This is a genomic window from Pseudomonas sp. NY15437 (assembly GCF_048068435.1).
GTDB classification, from domain to species: domain Bacteria; phylum Pseudomonadota; class Gammaproteobacteria; order Pseudomonadales; family Pseudomonadaceae; genus Pseudomonas; species Pseudomonas nitroreducens_B.
Map to the genome: position 1 here is coordinate 133405 of NZ_JBLUQC010000004.1, position 25144 is coordinate 158548.

Sequence of the window (25144 nt, forward strand, 5' to 3'; positions counted from 1 at the left end):
ACGCGCCTCCGGGCGCGTTTTTCTTTGCTCTTCGTAGGACCGAGGGGGGCGCCTAGCCCTTGCTCGCGAACCAGCCGCACGTCGGCGTATCGGGTTACGTCCGTTCGCGAGCAAGCTCGCTCCTACAGGCGACGCCACCCACGGTATCCCCCTGTAGGAGCGGGCCATGCCCGCGATCGCGCCCACGGCGCCCTCCCGCACCGTTACTCCGGCGCGGATGCCACGATCCGCTCCACCAGCCACTGCAACGCCGCCTCCCGCTCGCGCTGGGCGAGGTACACCAGCTCCAGGTGGAACTGCCCCACGTCGAACGGCAGCTCCAGCACCTGCAGCGGCAACAACCCCGCGAAATACGTCGCCAGCCGCGTCGGCAGAACCGTCAGCAGGTCCGTGGTCGCCACCAGGTGCGCCGCCTGCAGGTAGTTGGGCGTGGTGTAGGCGATCTGCCGCTTCAGCCCCTGGCTGGCCAGCCACTGGTCGACCATGCCCTTGGTCTGCCCGCCGGAAACCCACAGGTGCCGCTGGCCGAGGAAGGTCGGCAGGTCGATCCGGCCGTCCACCTGCGGATGCCCGCGCCGGGCCAGCAGGCGCAGCGTTTCGCTGGCCCAGGGCCGACGCTGGAAGCGCGCCGGCAACTCCTCGAAGCGGCCCAGCACCAGGTCGAGATTGCCCTTGTCCAGCGCCTCGGCCGGCAGCGTCGGCGCCAGGTGCTGGATGGCCAGGCTCATCCCCGGCGCCGCGCTGCCCAGACGTTCGAGCAGGTGCGGCATGCACAGCGCTTCCACATAGTCGGTCAACGCCAGGGTGAAGCGCTGGCGGCTGCGCGCCGGGTCGAAGGTGTCGCCGCCGGCCAGGCTCTGGCCGATGCGCTGCAAGGCATCGCGGATCGGCGCTTCCAGTTCCAGCGCCCGCGGCGTCGGCTGCATCGCCCGGCCCACGCGCACCAGCAGCGGGTCATCGAGCAGTTCGCGCAGGCGGTTCAGTGCGTTGCTCACCGCCGGCTGGCTCAGCGACAGGCGCTCGGCCGCGCGCGAAACATTGCGCTCGCGCAGCAGCGCATCCAGCACCCGCAGCAGGTTGAGGTCGAAGGTATTCATATTCATCGGCTGAATGCCATGTATCACAACTCAAAATTTCAAAAATAGTACCGCCTTCCCTAAGGTGAGTGGTCTTCAAACGAGCGTTTCAGGCTGACAAGAGGAACAACATGAGCCAGAACATCCGCATCGCCAGCGCCGCCGTCATCGGCGCCGGCACCATGGGCCGGGGCATTGCCATGTGCCTGGCGAACGCCGGCGTGCAGGTCCTGTGGCTGGACAACAACCCGCAGATGCTCACCCAGGCCCTCGGCGCGGTGGCCGACACCTACGCCCACAACGTGCGCCAGGGCCGCATCGACGAGGCCGAAGCCGCCCGTCGCCGCGCGCGCATCTCCCAGGTGGCGAACTACGCGGCCATCCGCGAGGTAGACCTGGTGATCGAGGCGGTGTACGAGAACCTGGAGCTCAAGCAGGCGATCTTCCGCGAGCTGGACGCGGCGCTGAAGCCCTCGGCCATCCTGGCTTCCAACACCTCCTACCTGGACGTCGACGCCATCGCCGCGGTGACCGCGCGGCCGTCCCAGGTCCTGGGTCTGCACTTCTTCAGCCCGGCGCACATCATGAAGCTGCTGGAGATCGTGCGCGGCGCCAAGACCGCGCCCGCCGTGCTCGACGCGGCGCTGGAGCTGGGCGAGCGCATGGGCAAGGTCAGCGTGGTGGCCGGAAACTGCCACGGCTTCATCGGCAACCGCATGCTGGAGAAGTACGTCCAGGAATCGCGCCGGCTGATCCTCGAAGGCTCGCTGCCGCACCAGGTGGACGCGGCGATCCAGGGCTTCGGCTTCGCCATGGGGCCGTTCCGCATGTTCGATGTGGTCGGCATCGACCTCGAATGGCGCGCCCGTGAACTGGCCGGCAAGGGCCAGGACGCGCCGACCGTGCAGGTGGACAATCGCCTGTGCGAGATGGGCCGCTTCGGCCAGAAGACCGGCAACGGCTTCTACCACTACGAGCCGGGCAGCCGTCAGGCCGAGCACGACCCGGAAGTGGACGCGCTGGTTGTGCGCGAGTCCGAGCGCCTGGGTTACCGGCGCCGCGACATCGGCGCCGAGGAGATCCTCGAGCGCTGCCTGCTGGCGCTGGTCAACGAAGGCGCGAAGATCCTCGACGAAGGCATTGCCTCCACCAGTGCCGACATCGACACCGTCTACCTCAACGGCTACGGCTTCCCCAAGGACAAGTCCGGCCCCATGGCCTGGGCCGACGCCCAGGGCCTGCAGAGCGTGCTGGCGCGCCTGCGTGACCTCGCCGGCGAGCACGGCGCGCACTGGCAACCGGCCGCGCTGGTCGAGCGCCTGGCCGCCGCCGGTGGCCGCTTCGCCGACGTGAAACAGGAGCATTGAGATGAGCTACCAGGCACCCCTGCGCGACATGCGCTTCGTCCTCCACGAGCTGTTCGACGTCAGCGCCCACTGCGAGCAGCTGGGCAACGGCCTCGACCGCGAGCTGATCGACGGCGTGCTGGAAGAAGGCGCGCGCTACACCGGCGAAGTGGTCGCCCCGCTGAACCGCAACAGCGACGAGCAGGGCGCGACCCTGCAGGGTGGCGAAGTCACCACCCCCGACGGCTTCCGCGAGGCCTACCGGCAGTACTGCGACAACGGCTGGGCGAGCATGACCGGGCCGACCGAGTTCGGCGGCCAGGGCTTCCCGCAGATGGTCGCGGCCTGCTTCCACGAGATGCTGATGGCCGCCTCGCTGTCCTTCCGCGTCTATTCCGGCCTCACCGAAGGTGCGGTGCTGGCGCTGTACAAGCATGGCGCGCCAGAACTGCAGCGCGACTACCTGGCGAAGATGGTCAGCGGCGTATGGACCGGCACCATGTGCCTCACCGAGCCCCAGGCCGGCACCGATCTCGCCCTGCTGCGCACCCGCGCCGAACCGCAGGCGGACGGCAGCTACCGCGTCAGCGGCAGCAAGATCTTCATCAGCGGCGGCGAGCAGGACCTGTCCGAGAACATCGTCCACCTGGTGCTGGCGCGCCTGCCGGACGCCCCGGCCGGGGTGAAGGGCATCAGCCTGTTCCTGGTGCCCAAGTTCATCGCCAACGCCGACGGCACGCCGGGCGCGCGCAACGCCCTGAGCTGCGGCGCCATCGAGCACAAGATGGGCATCAAGGGCGCGTCCACCTGCGTGATGAACTTCGACGGCGCCACCGGCTGGCTGATCGGCCAGGCCAACCAGGGCCTGGCGTGCATGTTCACCATGATGAACGACGCGCGCTTCCAGGTCGGCCTGCAAGGCCTGGGCATCGCCGAGCGCTCCTGCCAGGGCGCGCTGGCCTATGCCCGCGAGCGCCTGCAATCGCGCGCGCTGACCGGTGCGGCCGAGCCGACCAAGGCCGCCGACCCGATCATCGTCCACCCGGACGTGCGGCGCATGCTGCTGACCCAGAAGACCCTCACCGAAGGCTGTCGGATGATCGCCGCGCTGTGCGCCCGCGAGCTGGACCTGGAGCATGGCCACCCCGAGGCGGACGGCCGCAAGGCCGCGGGCAAGCGCGCGGCATTGCTGATCCCCATCGTGAAGTCGTTCTTCACCGACGTCGGCCAGGAGGTCTCCAGCCTCGGCGTGCAGGTCTACGGCGGCCACGGCTACATCCGCGAGTGGGGCATGGAGCAGCTGATGCGCGATAGCCGCATCACGCAGATCTACGAAGGCACCAACGGCATCCAGGCGCTCGACCTGATCCGCCGCAAGCTGCTGGGCGACGGCGGCGCGGAGCTGACCGCGCTGATCGGCGAACTGGCGGCGGTCTGCGAAACCGCCGGCGTGCGCACCGAGCTGGCGGGCCTGGCGGAAACCGTGCGGCAACGCCTGCTGGAATGGCGCAGCCTGACCGCCGAAGTGATCGCCGCCTGCCAGCGCGATGCGCAGGAAATCGGCGCTACCTCGGTGGACTTCCTGCAGTACTGCTCCTACGTGCTGCTCGGCGGCCTGTGGCTCCAGGCGGCGGGCGTGGCGCAGGCGAAGCTGGCGGCCGGCGAGGGCGACGCGGACTTCTACCGCGCCAAGCTCGCCAGCGCCGAGTTCTACGTCAAACGCATCCTGCCGCGCGCCAGCATGCACCGCGAGGCCCTGCTGGGCGGCGCAGACTGCCTGATGGCGCTGGACGCGGAGCATTTCGCGTTCTGAGGACCGGGCCATGAAAAACGCCGCGCCGGGGGACCGGGGCGGCGTTTTTCTTTGCAGGTTCGGCGTTGGGCGTTCCCTCTCCCCAGCCCTGGCTGCGCGCCCCGCTCCGAAGGGAGAGGGGGCCGTGTGGAGTGTTCGGCTAGCACTGTTCTCGCCGGTTACGTAGGTGGGTACGCCTGATGCGGATATCCCCTCTCCCTTCAGGGAGAGGGTTAGGGAGAGGGCTCTTGCTCGCGAAAGAACGGCTCAAGCCCGCTCCCACACCTCGAACGCATAGGCCGGCGTCTCGCCTTCCGCGTCGTGCTCGATGCTCGACGCCAGGTGCCACTGGCCTTCGTTCACTTCGGGGAAGTGCGCATCCCCGTCCGGACTCAGGCCCACGCGGGTCAGGTAGAGCCGCTCGGCGCGGCCCAGGGCCTGCGCGTACAGCTGGGCGCCGCCGATCAGCATCAGCTCGTCGGCTTCCTCTTGCTGGGCCCACTGCTCGGCGCGCTCCAGGGCGGCGTCGAGGCTGGTGAAGACTTCCGCGCCTTCCAGCGTGAGGCCCGCCTGGCGGGTGACCACGATGTTCAGCCGGCCCGGCAGCGGGCGGCCGAGGGAGTCCCAGGTCTTGCGGCCCATGATCACCGGCTTGCCCAGGGTCATGGCCTTAAAGTGCTTGAGGTCCTGCGGCAGGTGCCAGGGCAGGCGGTTGTCGACGCCGATCACGCGGTTCTCGGCAAGGGCGGCGATCATCGCCAGGGGCAGTTGGGCCATCTCGACTCCAGTGGTGAACATCAGCGGGAACTCCCGTTGCCAGAGGATACCAGCCGCTCGCCATCGGCGGGGCCGGCCGGTGGCGGAACGCGCATGAAGAAGGTGCCGTCCTCGTTGACCTGGGTGATGCCGGTGGCCAGCACCTTGCGGTAGTCCTTGAGGTTGAAGGCCAGCGTCTGGTCCGGGCGCTCGGCCTTGAGCAGCACCTGGGAGTAGGTGATGAGGATCTCGAAGATCTTCAGGTCGCCCGACTGCAGCCAGATGTAGGACTGCCCGGCCTGGCGCGGCGGCTCGAAGGCCAGCGCGGCGGCGCCGTCCTTCGGCGCGAACTTCAGGTGCAGGCCCTTGGCGTCCAGCCAGCTGGACTCCACGCGGCCGTCGATGCCCACCAGCGGGAAGACCTGGTGGTAGTTCAGGTGCATCACGTTGTCCTTGAGCACCGCGCCGGGCCGCTCCAGGGTCACCAGCGAGTCCAGGCGCAGGCCCACCAGGCTCATGGCGCCGTAGCTGGGCACGCCGAGCACCTTCACGCTGTCGGGCTGGTAGTCGAGGTTGTCGCCATCGAGCTTCACCGTGCCGGACAGCTTGAGCGGCAGCCAGGGGCCGACGCCCAGCGGCTGCACTTCGCCGGACACCAGCAGGCGGTCGCCTTCGACGCTGAGCGTGAAGTCGCGCAGCATGCTTTGCGGGTAGGCGAGGATGTGCTGGTTGAACAGGCTGCCGAGCTGCGCGGGGCTGAGGATCACCTCGCCCTCGGAGACGTTGATGCGCATGTCCTGCGGGCGGTCGAAGTCGATCGGCTCGCCGGCCCTGAGCGGCACCAGCCAGCCCTTGAACTGCGGGCTGTGGAAGCCGATGTCGCCCTGGAAGTACATGTCCACGTTGTGCAGCAGGATGCCCACGCCGTCCTGGCCCGAATCGCGCAGGCCGCCCGGCCGGCTGGCCTTGAAGTCCGGCGCCGGCGGCGTCTGCTGGAACCAGCCCTGGCGCAGCACGCCCAGTTCGCGCTGTTGCCTGTCGATGGCGCTCTCGGCGGCGGCCTGGCCGGCCAGCGCGAGGCAGAGCAGGGAAGCGAGGAGGGTTCTCATAGGGCTTTCTCCTCCGGGGCGGGCGCCTTCACCGGCGAGACGGCGATGTGCACCATGCCGTCCTCGCGCAGGCGGATTTCTCCGTACTGCAGCTGGCGGCGGTAGTCGTAGAGGTTGAACAGCAGCGGCGCGTCCGGGCTCAGGCTGGTGAACAGCGCATAGGCCTTCACCAGGATGGTCCGCGCCATCTTGATGTCGCCGCCCTCGATGAACATGTAGCTCTGCGGCGCCTTCAGCTGCGGCCATTTCAGCGCGGCCAGGTCGCTGCCCAGCAGCAGGTCCATGCCGCCGTCGGCGAGCTTCAGGCGACTGACGGTGAACTCCAGGCGTGGCGGCGGGAACAGCCCGTCGAGGTCGACCAGGATGCGGTTGCCGATCAGCTGCATGTGCGCGGTATGCAGTTGCAGCACCTCGGACATCTCGATGGACGCGGCGGCGAGCGACGGCGTGACGTCGATCCCGTCGACGAAGATCCGCTGCGGCACCAGCGCCACCTTCAGCGGCCCGGCCTGCTCGATCCCGGTGACCATCCGCAGCGGTCGCCAGCGGCCCTTGCGCAGCAGTTCACCGTGGACTTCCTGGCCATCGGCGCGGGTATTGAGCGTGAGGTTGCGCACCGGCGCATTGGCGTTGCGCAGCTCCTCGTTGAGCAGGCTGGCGAGGGTGGCGTCGGCGACGAAGATGTCCCCGGCCTGGATGCGCGCGACCATGGATCGGGGGTCATCCAGCATCAGCGGCGTGCCGGCGCCCGCCAGCGGGCTCATCTGGATCAGCATCCTGCGGATGAAGAAACCGATGTCGTCGTGCAGGCGGAAGTCGGTGTGGCTGATCCACAGTTGCGAGGTGTTGCTGTCGGACTGCCGGGCGCTGACGTGGGCATCCAGCACGCGCGGCGGCACCGCCTGCATCAGCGGGGTGTCCGGGCCCCAGTCGGAGGGGCGCACCGGCGGTGTTTCCACGGCCGCCGCGGTGGCGGCGGCGAGCAGCAGGGGCACGGCACTGAGCATCGAGCGCAGCATGGCGAGGCCTCATTGTTGTAGTTATCCCCTGAGTCTGAGGCTGGCTGCGCGCGGCGAGAGCCCCTCCTTGGTTTGGTTGACGCCTGCGGCGTGTTACCGGCGGTGCCGGGACGCGGCGGCGAGCAGCGGTTATCCTTGCTGCCGAGTACCGATTGTCGGAGCGCCCGTGAGCGAAACCCCCGCTTCCTCCCTCGAATCCCTGTGGCTGTGCGAGGCCGTGCGCCTGCGCGAGGAGCAGGTCGGCCCCCTGGAAGACAGCGAAGCCAACCGCCGCGCCATCGTCGCCGGCGGCGACCTCGGCCGGCGCTTGCAGAACCGCGCGCTGCTGCTGGCCGAACGCGACGGCCAGCGCGCGGCCCTGTGCACCTGGGGGCAGGGCGCGCGTCTGGCGCTCTACCTGCTGCTGGCGCTGGCGCTGTTCAGTGGCGCCGGCCTGGCCTTCGCCGCCCTCGGTGACGGGGTGCGCCCGGTCAATGTGTTCTGGGCCCTGGCCAGCCTGCTCGGCCTGCACCTGATCACCCTGATCGGCTGGACCCTGGCCTTCTTCGCTGGCGGTGAAGCGGCCGGTGCGCTCGGTCGCCTGTGGTTGTGGCTGAGCGGCAAGTTCGCCCGCGACGCCCACGCCGCGCAACTGGCGCCTGCGCTGCTGGTGCTGCTGGACCGGCAGAAGCTCACGCGCTGGGCGCTCGGCCTGCTGGTCCACGGCCTCTGGTTCGTCGCCCTGACCAGCGCGCTGGGCGTGATGCTGGCGCTGCTGGCGACGCGGCGCTACGGCTTCGTCTGGGAGACCACCATCCTCGGCGGCGACACCTTCATCGCCCTGACCCACGGCCTTGGCGCGCTGCCGTCGCTGCTCGGCTTCCCGCTGCCGGACTCGGAACTGGTACGCGCCAGCGGCGATGCCCTGGTGGCCAGCGAGAACGCGCGTCACGCCTGGGCCGGCTGGCTGGTGGGCATCCTGCTGGTGTACGGCGTGCTGTTGCGCGGCGCGCTCTGGCTGCTCTGCCTGTGGCGCTGGAAGCGCGGGCGTGCGCAGCTGGTGCTGGACGTCTCGCTGCCCGGCTATGCGCTGCTGCGCGAGCGCCTGATGCCGGCCAGCGAGCGCCTGGGCGTCAGCGATGCCGCACCGGACCAACTGGTCGAACCGCAGGCGCAGGCCCCGGCGACCACCGCCGATGGCGCCGTGCTGGTGTCCATCGAACTGCTGGACCGGCCCAACTGGCCGCCGAAACTGGCGCAAGGCGTCGCCAACGCCGGCGACCTCGACGATGGCGCCCAGCGCCGCCGCCTCCTGGAGCAGCTCACCCGCTACCCGCCGGCGCGCCTGGTGATCGCCTGCGACCCGCGCCGCTCGCCGGACCGCGGCACCCTGGCGTTGATCGCCGAACTCTCGCGTTGCGCCGCCGCCACCCGTGTCTGGCTGTTGCAGGCGCCGCCGGGCGAAGCGCTGGATGGCGAGCGCCTGGGCGACTGGCACGCCGGCATCGAGCGCCTGCAACTGCCGCACACCTCGGCGTCGCCCCTGGGCTGGCTGGAGACCGGGCATGACTGATGCGCTGAAACTGGCCGTGGTCGGCCACACCAACGTCGGCAAGACCTCCCTGCTGCGCACCCTGACCCGCGACGTGGGCTTTGGCGAGGTGTCCCATCGCCCCAGCACCACGCGGCATGTGGAGGGCGCGCGGCTGTCGGTGGACGGCGAGCCGCTGCTGGAGCTGTACGACACGCCGGGTCTTGAGGACGCCATCGCCCTGCGTGATTTCCTCGACGCTCTGGAGCGCCCCGGCGAGCGCCTGGACGGCCCGGAGAAGCTGCGGCGCTTTCTCGACGGCAGCGAGGCCCGTGGCCGCTTCGAACAGGAAGCCAAGGTGCTGCGCCAGTTGCTCGCCTCCGACGCCGGTCTCTACGTGATCGACGCCCGCGAGCCGGTGCTGGCCAAGTACCGCGACGAACTGGCGGTGCTGGCCGCCTGCGCGCGGCCGTTGCTGCCGGTGCTGAACTTCGTCGCCAGCCCGCAGCACCGCGAGGAGCAGTGGCGCGAGGCGCTGTCCCGCCTGGGCCTGCATGCGCTGGTGCGTTTCGACAGCGTGGCGCCGCCGCTGGACGGCGAGCGCCGCCTGTACGAAAGCCTGGCGCTGCTGCTGGAACGCGCGCGCCCGCAGCTGGACCGCCTGGTGGCCGATCACGAGGCCCAGGCCGTCGCCCGCCGCGAAGCCGGGGCGCGGCTGATCGCCGAGCTGCTGGTGGATGTCGCCGCCTGCCGCCAACTGGTGCCCGCTGGCGATGCGGCGGTGCGCGCCGCCACCGAGACGCTGCGCAACCAGGTGCGCAAGCGCGAAGACACCTGCGTCAAGGCGTTGCTCAGCCTCTACGCCTTCCGCAAGGACGATGCCCGCGCCGCCGACCTGCCGCTGCTGGACGGGCGCTGGGGCGATGACCTGTTCAACCCGGAAACCTTGCGCCAGCTGGGCATTCGCCTGGGCGGCGGAGTGGCGGCGGGCGCGGCGGCGGGGGCGGGGATCGACCTGCTGGTCGGCGGCCTGACCCTGGGCGCGGCCACCGCGCTGGGCGCCATCGCCGGCGGCGCCTGGCAGACCGTCGGGCATTACGGCCAGCGCCTGCTGGGCAAGCTCAAGGGCAGCCGTGAGCTGTCCGTGGACGACAGCGTGCTGCGCCTGCTGGCGCTGCGTCAGCGGCAACTGCTGGCGGCCCTGCAGACGCGCGGGCACGCGGCGGTGGAGGCGATCCACGTGCAGTCGCCCGAGGACAGGCAGTGGCGCGAAGGCAAGCTCCCCGAGACCCTGCGCAAGGCGCGGGCGCACCCGGAGTGGTCCGCCCTCAATGGCGGCCGCCGTAGCGAAAAGACCGAGCGGCAGGAGGCGGTGGCGCAGCTGGCCGCGCAGTTGCTCGAACGATGACCGCGATGCCGGGGCGTTTCGCGCGCACGCTCGCGCCTACTGGTTGTGCACGGCTGTGCGTAGGCGCGAGGTTGCTCGCGAACGCTCTTAAACGAGCGTGACCATCTCCACCCTTGGCTGCCCTTCGGCGATCTCCAGGATCGCCAACCCAATCGGCAACCTGAACCGCCTCGGCCCGGCGCTGCCCGGGTTGAGGTACAGCACGCCGTCGCGCACCTCGTTCAGCGGCTTGTGCGAATGCCCCGCGAGCACCACGTCGATGCCATCGGCCACCGGGTCGATGGCCAGCTGCTTGAGGTCGTGGATCAGGTAGAGCCGCAGCCCGCCCAGCTCCAGCCGCAGCGTTTCCGGCAGGGCGGCGGCCCAGTCGTCGGTGTCGTTGTTGCCGCGCACGACGTCCAGCGGCGCGATGTCGCGCAACTGGTCGAGCAGCGAGGCGGGGCCGATGTCGCCCAGGTGCAGGATGCGTTGGCAGCCGTGCAGCGCCGCCAGCGCTTCGGGGCGCAGCAGGCCATGGGTGTCGGCGATGACGCCGATGCGCAGGGTCGTGGTCATGGCAGGAGCATAAACGACGACGCCACCCGAGGGTGGCGTCGTGGCGCTTCAGCCGTTGTGCGAGGCCCTGGCGGCGTCGGACTCGGGCAGGAACCAGTTCAGCAGCAGGGCGCAGATGCCGCCGGTGGCCACGCCCGATTCCAGCACGTTGCGGATGGCGTGGGGCATGTGCGCGAGGAACTCCGGCACCTGCGAGATACCCAGGCCCAGCGCCAGGCTGACGGCGATGATCAGCAGCGCGCGGCGGTCCAGGTGGGTGCCGGCGAGGATGTTGATGCCCGAGGCGGCGACCGCGCCGAACATCACCATTACCGCACCGCCGAGCACCGGCTCGGGAACCGCCTGGATCACCCCGGCGACGCTGGGGAACAGGCCGAGCACGATGAGCATGGCGGCGATCCACAGGCCGACGTGGCGGCTGGCGACGCCGGTCAGCTGGATGACGCCGTTATTCTGCGCGAACACCGAGCTGGGGAAGGTGTTGAACAGGCCGGCTAGCAGCGAGTTGGCGCCGTTCACCAGCACGCCGCCCTTGATGCGCTGCATCCACAGCGGGCCTTCGACCGGCTGCTGGGAGATCTTGCTGGTGGCGGTGACGTCACCGATGGCTTCCAGCGAGGTGACCAGGTAGATCACCAGCATCGGGATGAACAGGCTCCAGGAGAATCCCACGCCGAAGTGCAGCGGCACCGGCACCTGGAAGGCCGGCGCCTCGTGCATGCCGGTGAAGTCCAGGCGGCCCAGGTAGCCGGCCAGCGCGTAGCCCACGGCGAGGGCGATGACGATGGCGCCGCTGCGCATCCACACCACCGGGATGCGGTTGAGGATGACGATGATCGCCAGCACCAGGCCCGAGAGCATCAGGTTTTCGCCGTTGGCGAAGGTGCCGTTGGCCATGGCGGAGAAGCCGCCGCCCATGCTGATCAGGCCGACCTTGATCAGCGTCAGGCCGATCATCAGCACCACGATGCCGGTGACCAGCGGGGTGATCAGGCGCTTCACGAAGGGCAGGATGCGCGACACGCCCATCTCCACGAAGGAGCCGGCCATGACCACGCCGAAGATGGCCGCCATCACCGCTTCCACCGGCGTGCCGTTCTTCACCATCAGCGCGCCGCCGGCGATCAGCGGGCCGACGAAGTTGAAGCTGGTGCCCTGGACGATCAGCAGGCCCGCGCCGAACGGCCCAAAGCGCTTGCACTGGACGAAGGTGGCGATGCCGGAGATGACCAGTGACATCGACACGATCAGGTTGGTGTCGCGCGGCGACACGCCCAGCGCCTGGCAGATCAGCAGGCCGGGGGTGACGATGGGCACGATGATCGCCAGCAGGTGCTGCAGCGCCGCCAGCCAGGCAATGGGCAGGGCGGGGCGATCTTCCAAGCCATAGACCAGGTCGGGTTGGTCCTTGGCGGCGGACGGGTTCTCGAGGGAGCTCATGGGCGGCGGTCCGGGAAAAAAGAGCGCGATTTTACTGGGCCAGGGCGGGATCGCACAGTGCCATGAGGCAGGTCGGGATGAGTGGACTGGTCCCATTGGCGCTTCTCGCTGTACGAGATGGCCCACTGTGGTCCTGATCGGGTGGTCAGCACCGAACTTTCCGCCGCGCAGGCGGGAGGCGTCTGAATGTAAGCGCCGGCTGGCGTGACTTCACTGGACTGCACCCGGAGCCATCCAGGCCTCCGCTCATCCAGAAGGACACGCAGATGCGCACACAACATGGTTTTACCCTGATCGAACTGATGATCGTGGTGGCGATCATCGGGATCCTGGCGTCGGTGTCGATCCCGCTGTATTCCAACTATTCCTCGCGCACCAAGGCGGCTGCGGCGGTCAGCGAACTGGCGGCGGTGAAGACGGCGGTCAGCCTGTGCATTTCCGAGGCGGACAAGCCCGAGGAGTGCAAAGCCGGGACATTTGGCATCCCGGCACAGCTGAAGACCGACAACATCACATCGTACGCCGTGAAGGAGAAAGGCATCATCGACGTCACCACCAGCGCCACGACCAGCGATGGCACGGCGCTGACCCTGCTGATGACGCCGACGAAATCGACCGGGGATACCCACGTGCTATGGAAAACCGAGGGCACCATCTGCAACTCGGATCGCGGCATCAAGCTGGGTACGGGCGGCTGCGCGGCCACGGCACCGGTCACGCCGTGACGCGCGTCGGGTGACGTGAGAAAGAAAAAGCCCGGCAGGTGCCGGGCTTTTTCGTGGTTCTACCAGACTCAGCCGTCCAACAGCGCCTTGTTGCGCACTGCGCCCTTGTCGGCGCTGGTGGCGAGCAGGGCGTAGGCTTTCAGCGCGGTGCTCACTTTGCGAGCGCGCGGCTGGGCCGGCTTCCAGCCCTTCTTGTCCTGCTCGACGCGGCGGGCGGCCAGTTCTTCATCGCTCACCAGCAGGTTGATGCTGCGGTTGGGGATGTCGATCAGCACCTTGTCGCCGTCCTGCACCAGGCCGATGGCACCGCCCGCGGCGGCTTCGGGCGAGGCGTGGCCGATGGACAGGCCCGAGGTGCCGCCGGAGAAGCGGCCGTCGGTGAGCAGGGCGCAGGCCTTGCCCAGGCCCTTGGACTTCAGGTAGCTGGTCGGATACAGCATTTCCTGCATGCCCGGGCCGCCTTTGGGGCCTTCGTAGCGGATGATCACGATGTCGCCCGGCTTCACTTCGTCGGCGAGGATGCCTTTTACGGCGCTGTCCTGGCTTTCGAAGATCTTCGCGCGGCCTTCGAACACGTGGATGGATTCGTCGACGCCGGCGGTCTTCACCACGCAACCGTCGAGGGCGATGTTGCCGTACAGCACGGCCAGGCCGCCTTCCTGGGAGTAGGCGTGCTCGACGCTGCGGATGCAGCCTTCGGCGCGGTCATCGTCCAGGGTGTCCCAGCGGGTGCTCTGGCTGAATGCGACCTGGGTCGGGATGCCGGCCGGGCCGGCCTTGAAGAAGGTGTGGACCTTCTCGTCCTGGGTCTGGGTGATGTCCCATTCGGCGATGGCGTCGGCCATGCTCGGGCTGTGCACGGTCGGTACGTCGGTGTGCAGCAGGCCGCCGCGGGCCAGCTCGCCGAGGATGGAGAAGATGCCACCGGCGCGGTGCACGTCTTCCATGTGGTACTTCTGGATGTTCGGCGCGACCTTGCACAGCTGCGGCACCTTGCGCGACAGGCGATCAATGTCGCGCAGGTCGAAGGCGATCTCCGCCTCCTGGGCGGCGGCCAGCAGGTGCAGGATGGTGTTGGTCGAGCCGCCCATGGCGATGTCCAGGGTCATGGCGTTCTCGAACGCCTTGAAGCTGGCGACGTTGCGCGGCAGCACGGACTCGTCGCCTTCGCCGTAGTAGCGCTGGCACAGCTCCACCGCCAGGCGGCCGGCGCGCAGGAACAACTGCTCGCGGTCGGCGTGGGTGGCCAGGGTCGAGCCGTTGCCCGGCAGGGACAGGCCCAGGGCCTCGGTCAGGCAGTTCATCGAGTTGGCGGTGAACATGCCGGAGCAGGAGCCGCAGGTCGGGCAGGCGCTGCGCTCGTACTCGGCGACCTTTTCGTCGGAGCAGGAATCGTCGGCGGCGACCACCATGGCATCGACCAGGTCCAGGCCGTGGTTGGCCAGCTTGGTCTTGCCGGCTTCCATCGGACCGCCGGAGACGAACACCACCGGGATGTTCAGGCGCAGGGCGGCCATCAGCATGCCGGGGGTGATCTTGTCGCAGTTGGAAATGCAGACGATGGCGTCGGCGCAGTGGGCGTTGACCATGTATTCCACGGAGTCGGCGATGATCTCGCGCGACGGCAGGGAATAGAGCATCCCGTCGTGGCCCATGGCGATGCCGTCGTCCACGGCGATGGTGTTGAATTCCTTGGCCACGCCGCCGTGTTTTTCGATCTCGCGGGCAACCAGTTGGCCCAGGTCCTTCAGGTGCACGTGGCCGGGCACGAACTGGGTGAAGGAGTTGGCGATGGCGATGATCGGCTTCTTGAAGTCTTCGTCCTTCATCCCGGTGGCGCGCCACAGGGCACGGGCGCCGGCCATGTTGCGGCCGTGGGTGGAGGTTTTCGAGCGGTAATCGGGCATGACGGGTTCCTGCGCATCAGGTCACGGTGGGAGTCGTTCCGGGTCTTCTATGCGGCGGCGTACAGCGGGTAGGGCTGGCCGGCGAGACCTTGAGCAAACTCTAAGTCGTATCGTGAGCGCGGTACGCACCGGATGCAAACAGCAGATGGCCTTGCATGGGCGAGGTCGGCGCGGGGCGTGGCGGGGTCACCGCCTGCGCGGCCGGGGCTCACAGGCCCGCCGGGGGATAAATGGCAGGAATTGCCCGATTCTACGCCGGCCCTTGCCGCCAGGGAAAGGCTGGCGGTCGGGGCGCGGCGTAGACTGTTGCCATCCTGGCGTGGTCTGAATGGCCATTGGCGTTTTTCCGTTCCCTTGGTTGCAGGAGCAACTTCATGAAAGTCACCCGTATCCTCGTGCTCGCCAGCCTCGTCGCCGGCATCGCGCAGGCCTCCACCGATGCGGCCTGGCAGGCGCAGGACAAGCAGCAGCGCGAGGCCTGCCTGGCGCTGAGCCATCTGCAGAACAAGAAGGTGCTGGGTTCGCCGGTGCTGTTCGACGACAGCGTGGGTTACACGGCGCTGATGATCGGCGGGACCTACGCCCAGAAGCACATGAAGGGCAAGCCGGGCCGCGAGCTGTGCCTGTTCGAACGCAAGACCGGCAAGGCGGCGCTCAGCGAGGCGGATTCGCTGATGCCGATGAAGTGAAGGTGAGACGTAGATAACCCGTAGGGCGCGAGCCCTCAGCCGCTCGCCGAAATGAAAAACGGGACGCATCCGTCAGGAGGCGCCCCGTTTTCCGTACCGCGGTGCCTTAGCCGTTGGGCAGCAGGCGCACGGTCAGGCTCTTGATGTAGCGGGTCTCCGGGATCGCCAGGTGGACCGGGTGGTCCGGGCCCTGGCCGCCGCGCTCGAGCAGCTGGATGTTGCGATCCAGGTGGCGGGCGCTGCCCAGCAGGATGTTCTGCAGGTCGTCCTCGGGCAGGTGCATGGAGCAGGAGGCGCTGACCAGGATGCCGTCCTTGGACAGCAGGCGCATGGCCTGTTCGTTGAGGCGGCGGTAGGCGGCCTCGCCGTTCTTCAGGTCCTTCTTGCGCTTGATGAAGGCGGGCGGGTCGGCCACGATCACGTCGAAGCGCTCGTCGGCGGCCTTCAGTTCGCGCAGGGCTTCGAAGACATCGCCCTCGACGCAGGCGACCTTGTCAGCCACGCTGTTCAGCGCGGCGTTGCGCTCCACGCCGTCGAGGGCGAAGCCGGAGGCGTCCACGCACATCACGTCGCTGGCGCCGAACGCCGCGGCCTGGATGCCCCAGCCGCCGATGTAGCTGAACAGGTCGAGTACGCGCTTGCCCTGCACGTAGGGCTGCAGGCGGGCGCGGTTCATGCGGTGGTCGTAGAACCAGCCGGTCTTCTGGCCGGCCAGCACCGGGGCTTCGAATTTCACGCCGTTCTCTTCCAGGGCGACCCATTCCGGCACGTCGCCGTAGGCGTTCGCCACGTAGCGCTCGAGGCCCTCGGCGTCGCGGGCGCTGGAGTCGTTCTTCCACAGCACGGCGCTGGGCTTGAGCACCTGCAGCAGGGCGGCGAGCACGTCGTCGCGGTGCTTCTCCATGGTCGCCGAGGCGAGTTGCACCACCAGCACGTCGCCGAAGCGGTCCACCACCAGGCCGGGCAGCAGGTCGGAGTCGCCGTATACCAGGCGGTAGAACGGCTTGTCGAACAGGCGGTCACGCAGGCTCAGGGCCACGTTCAGGCGATGAACCAGCAGCGATTTGTCGAGAACGTGCTTGGTATCGCGGGAAATCAGGCGGGCGCAGATGAGGTTGTTCGGGCTCATCGCGACGATGCCCAGCGGCTTGCCGTTGGCCATTTCGAGAATGGCCTGTTCGCCGGCGCCGAATCCGTTCAGCGGGGTGGCGGCAACGTCCACCTCGTTGCTGTAGACCCACAGGTGGCCGGCGCGCAGGCGGCGCTCGGCGTTGGCTTTCAGACGCAGGCTGGGCAGGGTCATGGGGAGGGCTCCGGCAAAAAGAGCGGGATTATAGCGCAGCAGGGCGCTGCGCCGGTGCCCGAGGCACGCGCTTTTGGTCGCTTCGCTGCGCGGTAAAGGTTTGGCCGGTGCGGCCGATGCATGAAGCATCGAAAGGGCAGTTCCAGACGGCTCCGCTCTGGGTAAACTGTGCCCCCCGTCCACTTCGCCAGCGCGCCCCATGTCCCAAGAACTCTCCGCCGAACAGATCCGTCAGGCCCTGCAGGGCATCAGCGTGCCGCCGCAGCCGCAGATCATGGTTGACCTGCAGATGGAGCAGTTCATGCCCAATCCGGACCTGAAGGCGATCGCCAGGCTGATCAGCCAGGACCCGGGGCTCTCCGGTGCGCTGCTGAAGCTGGTGAACTCGCCGTTCTTCGGCCTGGCCAACCGCATCACCTCGATCCAGCGCGCGGTGAACCTGCTGGGCAGCCGCTCGGTGATCAACCTGATCAACGCCCAGTCGATCAAGGGCGAGATGAGCGACGCCACCATCGTCACCCTCAACCGCTTCTGGGATACCGCCCAGGACGTGGCCATGAGCTGCCTGAACCTGGCCAAGCGCATCGGCTACGAGTCGGTGGACGAGGCCTACGCGCTGGGGCTGTTCCACAACTGCGGCATCCCACTGATGCTCAAACGCTTTCCGCACTACATGGATGTGCTGGAGGAGGCCTACGCCAGCGCCAGCGATGAGCGCCGCGTGGTGGATACCGAAAACCGCGTGCTGAACACCAACCATGCGGTGGTCGGCTACTTCACCGCGCGCTCCTGGCGCCTGCCGGAGCATGTGTGCGAGGCCATCGCCAACCATCACAACGCGCTGTCGATCTTCAGCGACGACAATTCGCGCGACACCCAGCTGAAGAACCTGCTGGCGATCCTGAAGATGGCCGAGCACATCTGCGGGTCGTACCGCGTGCTGGGCAACCAGGACGAGGACCACGAGTGGGAAAGCGTACGCGCGGTGGTGCTGGATTACGTCGGCCTGACCGAATACGACTTCGAGAACCTCAAGGCGAGCATTCTGGAGTTGGGCGTGGGGCAGGGGACGTATTGACTGGCTATCTCGGCGCGCGATCGGTCATCGCGGATAAATCCGCACCTACGCAGGCGGTGGGGTTCGCCGTGGCCCTGTAGGAGCGAGCTTGCTCGCGAACCGCTCAACCTCAATGCCTCCGGTGACTCCGTTCGCGAGCAAGCTCGCTCCTACGAAGAGCCGGTCGTCTTCAGAAGTAAAAAGCCGGGCATTTGCCCGGCTTTTTCGTTGAACGTCGGCGATCAGTCGATCATGTCGCGGAAGCGTTCGTCCTTCTTGTAGGCGATGGTCTGGCTGAAGCCGGGGACCTGGATGCCCTGGTCGCTGATCTCGATGGCCTGCTCGTCGATCATGTCGTTGCCGAAGTTGTAGATGATGTCGAAACGGCCCTGCAGCGCGGCTTCGTCGTACTGCCGGGCAGCGGCGCGGGTGGCTTCGCGGCGGGCCTGGTAGTCGGCGAAGGCGGCGTCGCCGTGGCGCTTGCGCAGCATTTTCTCGGTGACGGCCGGGGACAGCAGCACGCCGGTGGCGTTGTTGCCGCCAAAGCCCTTGGAGTTGATGAAGCAGACTTCCAGGTCGTCCCGGCGCACGTCGGTGTTGGACAGGGCGATGTGGTCCTTGAAGACGTCGTCGGCGAACTTGTCCACGGTCTTGATGCCGGGGATGACGCCGTAGCGGAAGGTGCCCAGGGCGGAAATCAGCTGGTCGGCGCTGGCGGTCGCCAGGGAGTGGCCGACGAAAGCCTTCACCGCGGCGATGGGCCAGCTTTCGATGCCGAAGGCGGTGGCGACGCGGTCGAGGATCTCCGATTCGGTGACGCGGTTGGCCGGGGTGCTGGAGCCGTGGGCGTGGACGAAGCTGTGCTGGCGCACGCTGTTCTCGCCGACGATCTGCGCGGCGGCGGCCACGGCCTTGGCCATGGTCAGGTAGTTGCCCGGGCCGGGGGCGGAGATGGACTTCTTGAAGCCGTCGGCGTTGATGAACACGTCCGGCACCGAGCCGTGGATGTCGGCGCCCAGCTCCAGGGCCAGCTCGTCGTCCATCAGGACGACGTACTGCGCGGACTCGGCCAGGGAGAAGCCGCAGTTGTCGCCGAACGGGCGGCTGGCGCGGCGGAAGTCGACGTCGTCGCGGCCTTCGATGTGACGCAGGCCTTCCTCGGTGGCCAGCGCGCCCATGGCAGCGTAGCCCTCGATGATCTCCGAGGTGATCGGCGCCTCGGCGTTGCCGACGATGGCCACGCGGGCCTGGCCGGTGGTGATGACGTCGATGCCCTTCTGCAGGTTGTACAGGAAGGTGGCGCAAGCGCCGGTGACGCTGCCGGTCATGCCGACGCTGCCCAGCACGTAGGCATTGATGAAGTCGGTGGGCATGCTGTTGAAGCCCAGCGGCAGTTGCTTGGCCGAGACGCGGTGGCCGCGCAGGCGCGATTGCAGCAGGCCGCCGAAGCCGTTCTCGTCCAGCTGGCTCATGATGCTGCTGGAGAACACGGCGATTTCGTCGGGCTGTACGGCGTTGCAGATGGTCTGCCAGTCGAGGCCGGTGGAGCGCACCGCGTCGGTGGCGGCGACCACGGACATCTGCAGGCCGCGCGGGTGGAAGCGCGAGTTGTACAGCTCGCTCGGCTCGAAGCCGGTGGGCAGCTGGCCGGCGGATTTCACCGGCAGCGCGCGGTAGCTGTCGACCTTGAATTCGCAGCTGTCGTGAAGGGTGACGCGGACTTCGCCGCCGTCGAGGTCTTCCACCGACCAGTTGGCCGGCAGCGGCTCGGGCAGTTGCTTGCGCAGGGTGGTGAAGGTCACCGGGCTGCCCGCGGCGCTGACGGTCAGGCTCTTGTGGCAGTGGGCGGCGTCGACGTCGAGGTATTGCAGCTCGATGCGGCGGATCAGGGTGGACTGGCGAATCTGTTGCTCGAAGCGCTGCTCGATGGCGGCGAGGTCGAGGGGGTTGCCGTCGGCATCCTGGTGCTGGCCGTCGACGACCTCGACCAGTTTCATCATCACCGCAAGACCGGCGAGGGTTTCCTGGCGGGCGGTGCTCTCCATGGATTCGAGGACGGTGCGGCGGAACCCATGGTGGAAGGAACTGCGGCCTGCCGCGTTATATCCACCAAAACCAACGATGACCGGTAGTCGAGACATCTCTCGGAAACTCCTTCAGCAAGTGCATCTTGCGCGCCGGACGACGGTGGCCCATGGCGGGGCTGCCCGGTGGCACAAAGCCAGGCGGTGGCTTGTAGTGATTCGGAATGCTTTAGCTGACGAGGATGATGACCGCCGAGTCACGCTCGCGCCAGGATTTGACGGAAGAAGGCGACGAATTTCCGGGCAGATCGTGCAGGGACGTATGAATGAAAACGGGAGCCACAGAGGGCTCCCGTTTCTGACAGCAGGCGAAACTCAACGGTATTCGATGCCTGCTTTCTTGGTGCTGACGCGAGTGCCGGACTTGCCCTGGGTGATGGCAACGATGTTTTCCAGCGAGCCGATCACCGCGTCCTTGCCGGTGTTGCGGGCGAACTCCATGGCGGCCTGGACCTTCGGGCCCATGGAGCCGGCGGCGAAGCCGAGGCGCTCGAGTTCGTCCGGGTGGGCCTGGGCGATGGCTTTCTGGGTCGGTTTGCCCCAGTCGATGTAGGCCGCGTCCACGTCGGTGGCGATGATCAGGATGTCAGCCGACAGTTCCTGGGCCAGCAGCGAGGAGCACAGGTCCTTGTCGATCACCGCTTCGACGCCGGAGAGTTTCTTGCCGGATTCGTCGTACATGGTCGGGATGCCGCCGCCGCCCGCGCAGATGACGATGGTGCCTTTCTCGAGCAGCCACTTGACCGGGCGGATCTCGAAGATGCGCTTCGGACGCGGGCTGGCCACGACGCGGCGGAACTTGTCACCGTCCGGGGCGATGCTCCAGCCTTTCTCCTTGGCGAGGCTTTCGGCCTCTTCCTTGGTGTAGACCGGGCCGATGGGCTTGGTCGGGTTCTGGAAGGCCGGGTCCTTGGCGTCGACCTCGACCTGGGTGAGCAGGGTGGCGAACGGCACTTCGAACGGCAGCAGGTTGCCCATTTCCTGTTCGATCATGTAGCCGATCATGCCTTCGGTCTCGGCGCCCAGGACGTCCAGCGGGTAGGGGCTGACCTTCTCGTAGGCCGCACCCTGCAGGGCCAGCAGGCCGACCTGCGGGCCGTTGCCGTGGGCGATCACCAGCTCGTTGCCCGGGGCAACCTTGGCGATCTGTTCAGCCGCGATCCGTACGTTGGTGCGCTGGTTGTCGGCAGTCATGGGTTCGCCACGACGCAGCAGGGCATTGCCGCCCAATGCGACGACGATACGCATATTCATTTCCTCCGAAAGAGTGGAAACGCGCCCGGAGCCTGCGCGTGGCGCGGCTCCGGGGCGGCCCGGCATTACATGTCGGCGAGGGTCGAAACGAGGATTGCCTTGATGGTGTGCATGCGGTTTTCCGCTTGCTCGAAGGCAATGTTGTAGGGGGATTCGAAGACGTCTTCGGTCACTTCGATGCCGTTCTTCAGGTTCGGGTACTGTTCGGCGATCTGCTTGCCGACCTTGGTCTCGCTGTTGTGGAAGGCGGGCAGGCAGTGCATGAACTTCACGCGCGGGTTGCCGGCGGCCTTCATCATCTCGGTGTTGACCTGGTAGGGCAGCAGTTCCTTGATGCGTTCGCCCCAGGCTTCCACCGGCTCACCCATGGATACCCACACGTCGGTGTGGATGAAGTCCACGCCCTTGACCGCGGCTTTCGGGTCTTCGGTGATGGTGATGCGGGCACCGCTTTCCTCGGCGAACTTCTTGCAGGCGGCGACGTGTTCGTCGGTCGGCCAGAGTTCCTTCGGTGCGGCGATGCGCACGTCCATGCCGAGCTTGGCGCCGATCAGCAGCAGGGAGTTACCCATGTTGTTGCGGGCGTCGCCCAGGTAGGCGTAGGCGATCTCGTGCAGCGGCTTGTCGCTGTGCTCGCGCATGGTCAGCACATCGGCCAGCATCTGGGTCGGGTGGTATTCGTCGGTCAGGCCGTTGAATACCGGTACGCCGGCGAACTTGGCGAGTTCTTCGACGATTTCCTGCTTGAAGCCACGGTATTCGATGGCGTCGTACATGCGGCCGAGGACGCGGGCGGTGTCCTTCATCGATTCCTTGTGGCCGATCTGCGAGGAGTTCGGGTCGATGTAGGTGACGTTGGCGCCCTGGTCATAGGCGGCGACTTCGAAGGCGCAGCGGGTGCGGGTCGAGGTCTTTTCGAAGATCAGCGCAATGTTGTTGCCTTTCAGGTGCTGCTGCTCGGTACCGGTGTATTTGGCGCGTTTCAGGTCGCGGGACAGGTCGAGCAGGTAGCGCAACTCGCGAGTGCTGTGGTGCATCAGGCTGAGCAGGTTGCGGTTGTGCATATTGAAAGCCATGGTCTATCTCCTTGTGGGATTCGTTCTCGGCCCTCGTCAGTACAGCTCGTGGCTGGCGGGGCTGGCGGCCCTGGCTAGGGCCGCCACATGAGGTGCTTGCGCTCTGGTTGAGGTAGTCGCGTCTATCTGTATAGCGCGCGGATCAGTAGTCGATCGGATCGCGGATGATCGGGCAGGTCATGCAGTGACCGCCGCCACGGCCCCGGCCCAGTTCGCCGGCGCTGATGGTGATGACTTCCACGCCGGCCTTGCGCAGCAGGGTGTTGGTGTAGGTGTTGCGGTCATAACCCACCACCACGCCCGGTTCGAGGCAGACCACGTTGTTGCCGTCGTCCCACTGCTCGCGTTCGGCGGCGAAGCTGTTGCCGCCGGTTTCGACGACGCGCAGTTTCTTCAGGCCCAGCGATTCGGCGACGACCGTGAGGAAGTCCTTGTCTTCGCGCTGGATGCTGATGCCGTAGGGGCTCTTCTCGTCGGGGCGCAGGATGAAGGGAACGATCTCCTTCACCACTTCCGGGAAGACGGTGACCAGGTCGCGATCGCAGAAGGTGAAGACGGTGTCCAGGTGCATCGCGGCGCGGGATTTCGGCAGGCCGGCGACGATGACTTTCTCGGCGGCGCCCTTGGCGAACAGCGCCTGGGCTACCTGGCCGATGGCCTGGCGGGAGGAGCGCTCGCCCATGCCGATCAGGACGATGCCCTTGCCGATGGGCATCACGTCGCCGCCTTCCAGGGTGGAAGAACCATGGTCCTTGTCCGGGTCGCCGTACCAGACTTCGAAGTCGGCGTTGGTGAATTCCGGGTGGAATTTGTAGATCGCGGTGGTCAGCAGGGTTTCCTGACGTCGCGCCGGCCAATACATCGGGTTCAGGGTGACGCCGCCGTAGATCCAGCAGGTGGTGTCACGGGTGAACTGGGTGTTGGGCAGCGGCGGCAGCAGGAAGCTGGAGTGGCCCAGGTAGTCGCGGTACATCTTCAGCGCCTTGGCGCCTTCGCTTTCCGGGATATCGTCGGAGGCCACGCCACCGATCAGGAATTCGGCCAGCTTGCGCGGCTCCAGGCTTTCCAGCCAGCCACGCAGTTCCTGGGTCAGGCCCAGGCCGACGCTGTCGGCGGTGATCTTGCGGTCGAGAATCCACTTCAGGGCTTCGGGGTTCTGGACGGTCTCGGTCAGCAGGTTGTGCATTTCCAGGACGTCGATGCCGCGTTCACGCATCTTGGTGACGAAGTCGAAGTGGTCGCGCTTGGCCTGGTTCACCCAGATAACGTCGTCGAACAGCAACTCGTCGCAGTTGCTCGGGGTCAGGCGTTGATGGGCGAGTCCAGGCGAGCAGACCATCACTTTGCGTAGTTTGCCAGCTTCAGAATGAACGCCAAGTTTGGTTTTTTCCGTGCTCATGAGATGTCTCCAGGAGTTACAGAGTGAGGAAGCCGTCGTAGAGGCCGTAGGCCGCAATCAGCGCACCGATCACGACTGCCGCGAAGATGAGCTTCTCGACGTTGGTGAAGATGGGTTGGCCCACTTCATGTTTCGCTTTGGCGAAGAGGATGACGCCGGGGGCGTACAGCAGTGCCGACAGCAGCAGGTACTTCAGGCCGCCCGCGTAGATCAGCCACACCGCGTAGATCACCGAGATACCGGCGATGATCAGGTCTTTGCTGCGCTCGCCCGGATCGTTCTCGTAGGTCTCACCCTTGACGGCCAACAGCAGGCCGTAGGCGGCGGACCAGAAGTACGGGACCAGGATCATCGAGGTCGCCAGCAGCAGCATCTTGGTGTACGGGTCCATGCCGTTCGGGTCACCGGAGGTGAAGAAGGTGATCACCAGGAAGACCTGTACGCAGATGTTGGTCAGCCAGAGGGCGTTGGCCGGCACCTGGTTGGCGTTCTCCTTGCGGAGGAACTCCGGCATGGTGTGGTCCTTGGCGGCGGCGAACATGATCTCTGCGCACAGCAGGACCCAGGAGAGCAGGGCGCCCAGCAGGGAGATCAGCAGGCCGACGCTGATCAGCACCGCGCCCCAGTGACCGACCACATGCTCCAGTACCAGCGCCATCGACGGGTTCTGCAGCTTGGCCAGTTCCGGCTGGGTCATCACGCCCATGGACAGGACGTTCACCAGCACCAGCAGCAGCAGGACGGTGATGAAGCCGATCACGGTGGCCTTGCCGACGTCCGAGCGTTTTTCCGCACGGGACGAGAAGATGCTTGCGCCCTCGATGCCGATGAACACCCACACGGTGACCAGCATCATGTTGCGCACCTGGTTCATCACGCTGCCCAGGTCCGGGTTGCTCTTGCCCCAGATGTCAGCGGTGAAGATGTCCAGCTTGAAGGCGAACAGGCAGATCAGGATGAACAGGAACAGCGGGACGATCTTCGCCACCGTGGTGATGGTGTTGATGAACGCCGCTTCCTTGATCCCGCGCAGCACCAGGAAGTGCAGGGCCCACAGCAGCACCGAGGCGCAGACGATCGCCGCGACGGTGTCGCCCTTGCCGAAGATCGGGAAGAAGTAGCCCAGGGTGCTGAACAGCAGGAGGAAGTAGCCGACGTTGCCGAGCCACGCGCTGATCCAGTAACCCCAGGCCGACGAGAAGCCCATGTAGTCACCGAACCCCGCCTTGGCGTAGGCGTACACCCCACCGTCGAGTTGCGGCTTGCGGTTGGCGAGGGTCTGGAACACGAAGGCCAGGGTCAGCATGCCGACGGCAGTGATGGCCCAACCAATGAGGATGGCGCCAACGTCCGCGCTGGCCGCCATGTTTTGCGGGAGCGAGAAGATGCCCCCGCCGATCATCGAACCCACAACAAGAGCTGTCAAAGCGCCTAGCTTTAATTTTTGGCTGCTTTCTTCTGACATTTCAGAATCTCCCTATAGGAAGTTGGAGAGTGAAGCTATTGAGCGCCTTTCCCCGGGGCGGGCCCCTGACTCAGGTCAATAGCTTGCTATCCAATGTATTAGGCAGTACTTCCTGCTCTGCCCACCCCGCATAAACCATAGGAGAGGTTTTGCATTCCCGCCCCGATTTAGAGG

General features: G+C 67.0%; 20 protein-coding genes. 7 read left to right on the forward strand and 13 right to left on the reverse strand.

Annotated elements, in window-relative coordinates; translation table 11 throughout:
* Positions 1-203: 203 nt before the first annotated feature.
* Complete coding sequence (locus ACNFIA_RS10915; protein ID WP_259757925.1) at positions 204-1103, reverse strand: LysR family transcriptional regulator; 900 nt, start codon at positions 1101-1103, stop codon at positions 204-206.
* A 104-nt stretch (positions 1104-1207) separates the two neighbouring features.
* On the opposite strand from ACNFIA_RS10915, the gene ACNFIA_RS10920 reads away from it, so the two are divergent.
* Both ACNFIA_RS10920 and ACNFIA_RS10925 read left to right on the forward strand, forming a co-directional pair.
* Positions 1208-2443, forward strand: coding sequence for a 3-hydroxyacyl-CoA dehydrogenase NAD-binding domain-containing protein (locus ACNFIA_RS10920; RefSeq protein ID WP_416784766.1), 1236 nt, complete (start codon positions 1208-1210; stop codon positions 2441-2443).
* Between the two features lies 1 nt (position 2444).
* The gene (locus tag ACNFIA_RS10925; RefSeq protein ID WP_416784768.1) at positions 2445-4235 is read left to right on the forward strand and encodes an acyl-CoA dehydrogenase C-terminal domain-containing protein; all 1791 of its coding nucleotides are present in this window, start codon (positions 2445-2447) and stop codon (positions 4233-4235) included.
* A 246-nt stretch (positions 4236-4481) separates the two neighbouring features.
* Here ACNFIA_RS10925 and ACNFIA_RS10930 read toward each other — a convergent pair whose 3' ends face one another.
* From ACNFIA_RS10930 to ACNFIA_RS10940, 3 genes are read right to left on the reverse strand one after another with little or no spacing between them, the layout of a single operon-like run.
* A complete protein-coding gene (locus ACNFIA_RS10930; RefSeq protein WP_416785416.1) occupies positions 4482-4991 on the reverse strand; it encodes a dihydrofolate reductase in 510 nt (169 codons plus the stop codon).
* 20 nt (positions 4992-5011) lie between these two features.
* Positions 5012-6079, reverse strand: a complete 1068-nt coding sequence (locus tag ACNFIA_RS10935; protein ID WP_416784770.1) for a hypothetical protein — start codon at positions 6077-6079, stop codon at positions 5012-5014.
* Complete coding sequence (locus ACNFIA_RS10940; protein WP_416784772.1) at positions 6076-7098, reverse strand: hypothetical protein; 1023 nt, start codon at positions 7096-7098, stop codon at positions 6076-6078. The genes ACNFIA_RS10935 and ACNFIA_RS10940 overlap by 4 nt, the downstream gene beginning before the upstream one ends.
* 166 nt (positions 7099-7264) lie before the next feature.
* Between ACNFIA_RS10940 and ACNFIA_RS10945 the strand changes: the two genes are divergently transcribed.
* Positions 7265-8650 carry a DUF2868 domain-containing protein gene (locus tag ACNFIA_RS10945; RefSeq protein WP_416784774.1) on the forward strand — a complete coding sequence of 462 codons (1386 nt, stop codon included), beginning with the start codon at positions 7265-7267 and terminating at the stop codon, positions 8648-8650.
* Complete coding sequence (locus ACNFIA_RS10950; RefSeq protein WP_416784776.1) at positions 8643-10016, forward strand: GTPase/DUF3482 domain-containing protein; 1374 nt, start codon at positions 8643-8645, stop codon at positions 10014-10016. The genes ACNFIA_RS10945 and ACNFIA_RS10950 overlap by 8 nt, the downstream gene beginning before the upstream one ends.
* Before the next feature lie 87 nt (positions 10017-10103).
* Here ACNFIA_RS10950 and ACNFIA_RS10955 read toward each other — a convergent pair whose 3' ends face one another.
* Entirely contained in the window at positions 10104-10571 is a 468-nt protein-coding gene (locus ACNFIA_RS10955; RefSeq protein WP_416784778.1) for a metallophosphoesterase family protein, read from the reverse strand.
* Positions 10572-10619: 48 nt separating this feature from the next.
* A complete protein-coding gene (locus tag ACNFIA_RS10960; protein WP_259757916.1) occupies positions 10620-12011 on the reverse strand; it encodes a uracil-xanthine permease family protein in 1392 nt (463 codons plus the stop codon).
* Between the two features lie 266 nt (positions 12012-12277).
* Here ACNFIA_RS10960 and ACNFIA_RS10965 point away from each other — a divergent pair, with 266 nt between their 5' ends.
* Positions 12278-12736 carry a pilin gene (locus tag ACNFIA_RS10965; RefSeq protein WP_416784780.1) on the forward strand — a complete coding sequence of 153 codons (459 nt, stop codon included), beginning with the start codon at positions 12278-12280 and terminating at the stop codon, positions 12734-12736.
* Between the two features lie 68 nt (positions 12737-12804).
* On the opposite strand, the gene ilvD is transcribed toward ACNFIA_RS10965, so the two are convergent.
* Positions 12805-14643: a dihydroxy-acid dehydratase gene (gene ilvD, locus ACNFIA_RS10970; RefSeq protein ID WP_259757915.1), complete on the reverse strand. Its 1839-nt coding sequence runs from the start codon at positions 14641-14643 to the stop codon at positions 12805-12807.
* A gap of 374 nt (positions 14644-15017) precedes the next feature.
* Between ilvD and ACNFIA_RS10975 the strand changes: the two genes are divergently transcribed.
* A complete protein-coding gene (locus tag ACNFIA_RS10975) occupies positions 15018-15332 on the forward strand; it encodes a hypothetical protein (RefSeq protein WP_416784782.1) in 315 nt (104 codons plus the stop codon).
* A gap of 106 nt (positions 15333-15438) precedes the next feature.
* Here the strand turns inward: ACNFIA_RS10975 and ACNFIA_RS10980 are convergent, their stop codons facing one another.
* Positions 15439-16635 carry a class I SAM-dependent rRNA methyltransferase gene (locus ACNFIA_RS10980; RefSeq protein WP_416784784.1) on the reverse strand — a complete coding sequence of 399 codons (1197 nt, stop codon included), beginning with the start codon at positions 16633-16635 and terminating at the stop codon, positions 15439-15441.
* A gap of 253 nt (positions 16636-16888) precedes the next feature.
* Here ACNFIA_RS10980 and ACNFIA_RS10985 point away from each other — a divergent pair, with 253 nt between their 5' ends.
* Complete coding sequence (locus tag ACNFIA_RS10985) at positions 16889-17713, forward strand: HDOD domain-containing protein (protein ID WP_259759489.1); 825 nt, start codon at positions 16889-16891, stop codon at positions 17711-17713.
* 221 nt (positions 17714-17934) lie between these two features.
* Here ACNFIA_RS10985 and ACNFIA_RS10990 read toward each other — a convergent pair whose 3' ends face one another.
* The 5 genes from ACNFIA_RS10990 to arcD all read right to left on the reverse strand — a co-directional run bounded on the left by ACNFIA_RS10990 (position 17935) and on the right by arcD (position 24970).
* Positions 17935-19833, reverse strand: a complete 1899-nt coding sequence (locus tag ACNFIA_RS10990; RefSeq protein ID WP_416784786.1) for a beta-ketoacyl synthase — start codon at positions 19831-19833, stop codon at positions 17935-17937.
* 258 nt (positions 19834-20091) lie between these two features.
* On the reverse strand, positions 20092-21024 hold the full coding sequence (arcC, locus tag ACNFIA_RS10995; RefSeq protein ID WP_259757910.1) for a carbamate kinase: 933 nt from the start codon (positions 21022-21024) through the stop codon (positions 20092-20094).
* Between the two features lie 71 nt (positions 21025-21095).
* Positions 21096-22106, reverse strand: a complete 1011-nt coding sequence (locus ACNFIA_RS11000) for an ornithine carbamoyltransferase (RefSeq protein ID WP_259757909.1) — start codon at positions 22104-22106, stop codon at positions 21096-21098.
* A 142-nt stretch (positions 22107-22248) separates the two neighbouring features.
* Positions 22249-23505, reverse strand: coding sequence for an arginine deiminase (arcA, locus tag ACNFIA_RS11005; protein WP_259757908.1), 1257 nt, complete (start codon positions 23503-23505; stop codon positions 22249-22251).
* Positions 23506-23521: 16 nt separating this feature from the next.
* Positions 23522-24970 carry an arginine-ornithine antiporter gene (gene arcD, locus ACNFIA_RS11010; RefSeq protein WP_259757907.1) on the reverse strand — a complete coding sequence of 483 codons (1449 nt, stop codon included), beginning with the start codon at positions 24968-24970 and terminating at the stop codon, positions 23522-23524.
* Positions 24971-25144: the final 174 nt, after the last annotated feature.

Excerpts from the sequence above, each read along its gene's own strand:
- ACNFIA_RS10915 (WP_259757925.1), bottom strand. The coding sequence starts at position 1,103 with ATGAATATGAATACCTTCGACCTCAACCTGCTGCGGGTGCTGGATGCG.
- ACNFIA_RS10920 (WP_416784766.1), top strand. The coding sequence starts at position 1,208 with ATGAGCCAGAACATCCGCATCGCCAGCGCCGCCGTCATCGGCGCCGGC.
- ACNFIA_RS10925 (WP_416784768.1), top strand. The coding sequence starts at position 2,445 with ATGAGCTACCAGGCACCCCTGCGCGACATGCGCTTCGTCCTCCACGAG.
- ACNFIA_RS10930 (WP_416785416.1), bottom strand. The coding sequence starts at position 4,991 with ATGGCCCAACTGCCCCTGGCGATGATCGCCGCCCTTGCCGAGAACCGC.
- ACNFIA_RS10935 (WP_416784770.1), bottom strand. The coding sequence starts at position 6,079 with ATGAGAACCCTCCTCGCTTCCCTGCTCTGCCTCGCGCTGGCCGGCCAG.
- ACNFIA_RS10940 (WP_416784772.1), bottom strand. The coding sequence starts at position 7,098 with ATGCTGCGCTCGATGCTCAGTGCCGTGCCCCTGCTGCTCGCCGCCGCC.
- ACNFIA_RS10950 (WP_416784776.1), top strand. The coding sequence starts at position 8,643 with ATGACTGATGCGCTGAAACTGGCCGTGGTCGGCCACACCAACGTCGGC.
- ACNFIA_RS10955 (WP_416784778.1), bottom strand. The coding sequence starts at position 10,571 with ATGACCACGACCCTGCGCATCGGCGTCATCGCCGACACCCATGGCCTG.
- ACNFIA_RS10960 (WP_259757916.1), bottom strand. The coding sequence starts at position 12,011 with ATGAGCTCCCTCGAGAACCCGTCCGCCGCCAAGGACCAACCCGACCTG.
- ACNFIA_RS10965 (WP_416784780.1), top strand. The coding sequence starts at position 12,278 with ATGCGCACACAACATGGTTTTACCCTGATCGAACTGATGATCGTGGTG.
- ilvD (WP_259757915.1), bottom strand. The coding sequence starts at position 14,643 with ATGCCCGATTACCGCTCGAAAACCTCCACCCACGGCCGCAACATGGCC.
- ACNFIA_RS10975 (WP_416784782.1), top strand. The coding sequence starts at position 15,018 with ATGAAAGTCACCCGTATCCTCGTGCTCGCCAGCCTCGTCGCCGGCATC.
- ACNFIA_RS10980 (WP_416784784.1), bottom strand. The coding sequence starts at position 16,635 with ATGACCCTGCCCAGCCTGCGTCTGAAAGCCAACGCCGAGCGCCGCCTG.
- ACNFIA_RS10990 (WP_416784786.1), bottom strand. The coding sequence starts at position 19,833 with ATGTCTCGACTACCGGTCATCGTTGGTTTTGGTGGATATAACGCGGCA.
- arcC (WP_259757910.1), bottom strand. The coding sequence starts at position 21,024 with ATGCGTATCGTCGTCGCATTGGGCGGCAATGCCCTGCTGCGTCGTGGC.
- ACNFIA_RS11000 (WP_259757909.1), bottom strand. The coding sequence starts at position 22,106 with ATGGCTTTCAATATGCACAACCGCAACCTGCTCAGCCTGATGCACCAC.
- arcA (WP_259757908.1), bottom strand. The coding sequence starts at position 23,505 with ATGAGCACGGAAAAAACCAAACTTGGCGTTCATTCTGAAGCTGGCAAA.
- arcD (WP_259757907.1), bottom strand. The coding sequence starts at position 24,970 with ATGTCAGAAGAAAGCAGCCAAAAATTAAAGCTAGGCGCTTTGACAGCT.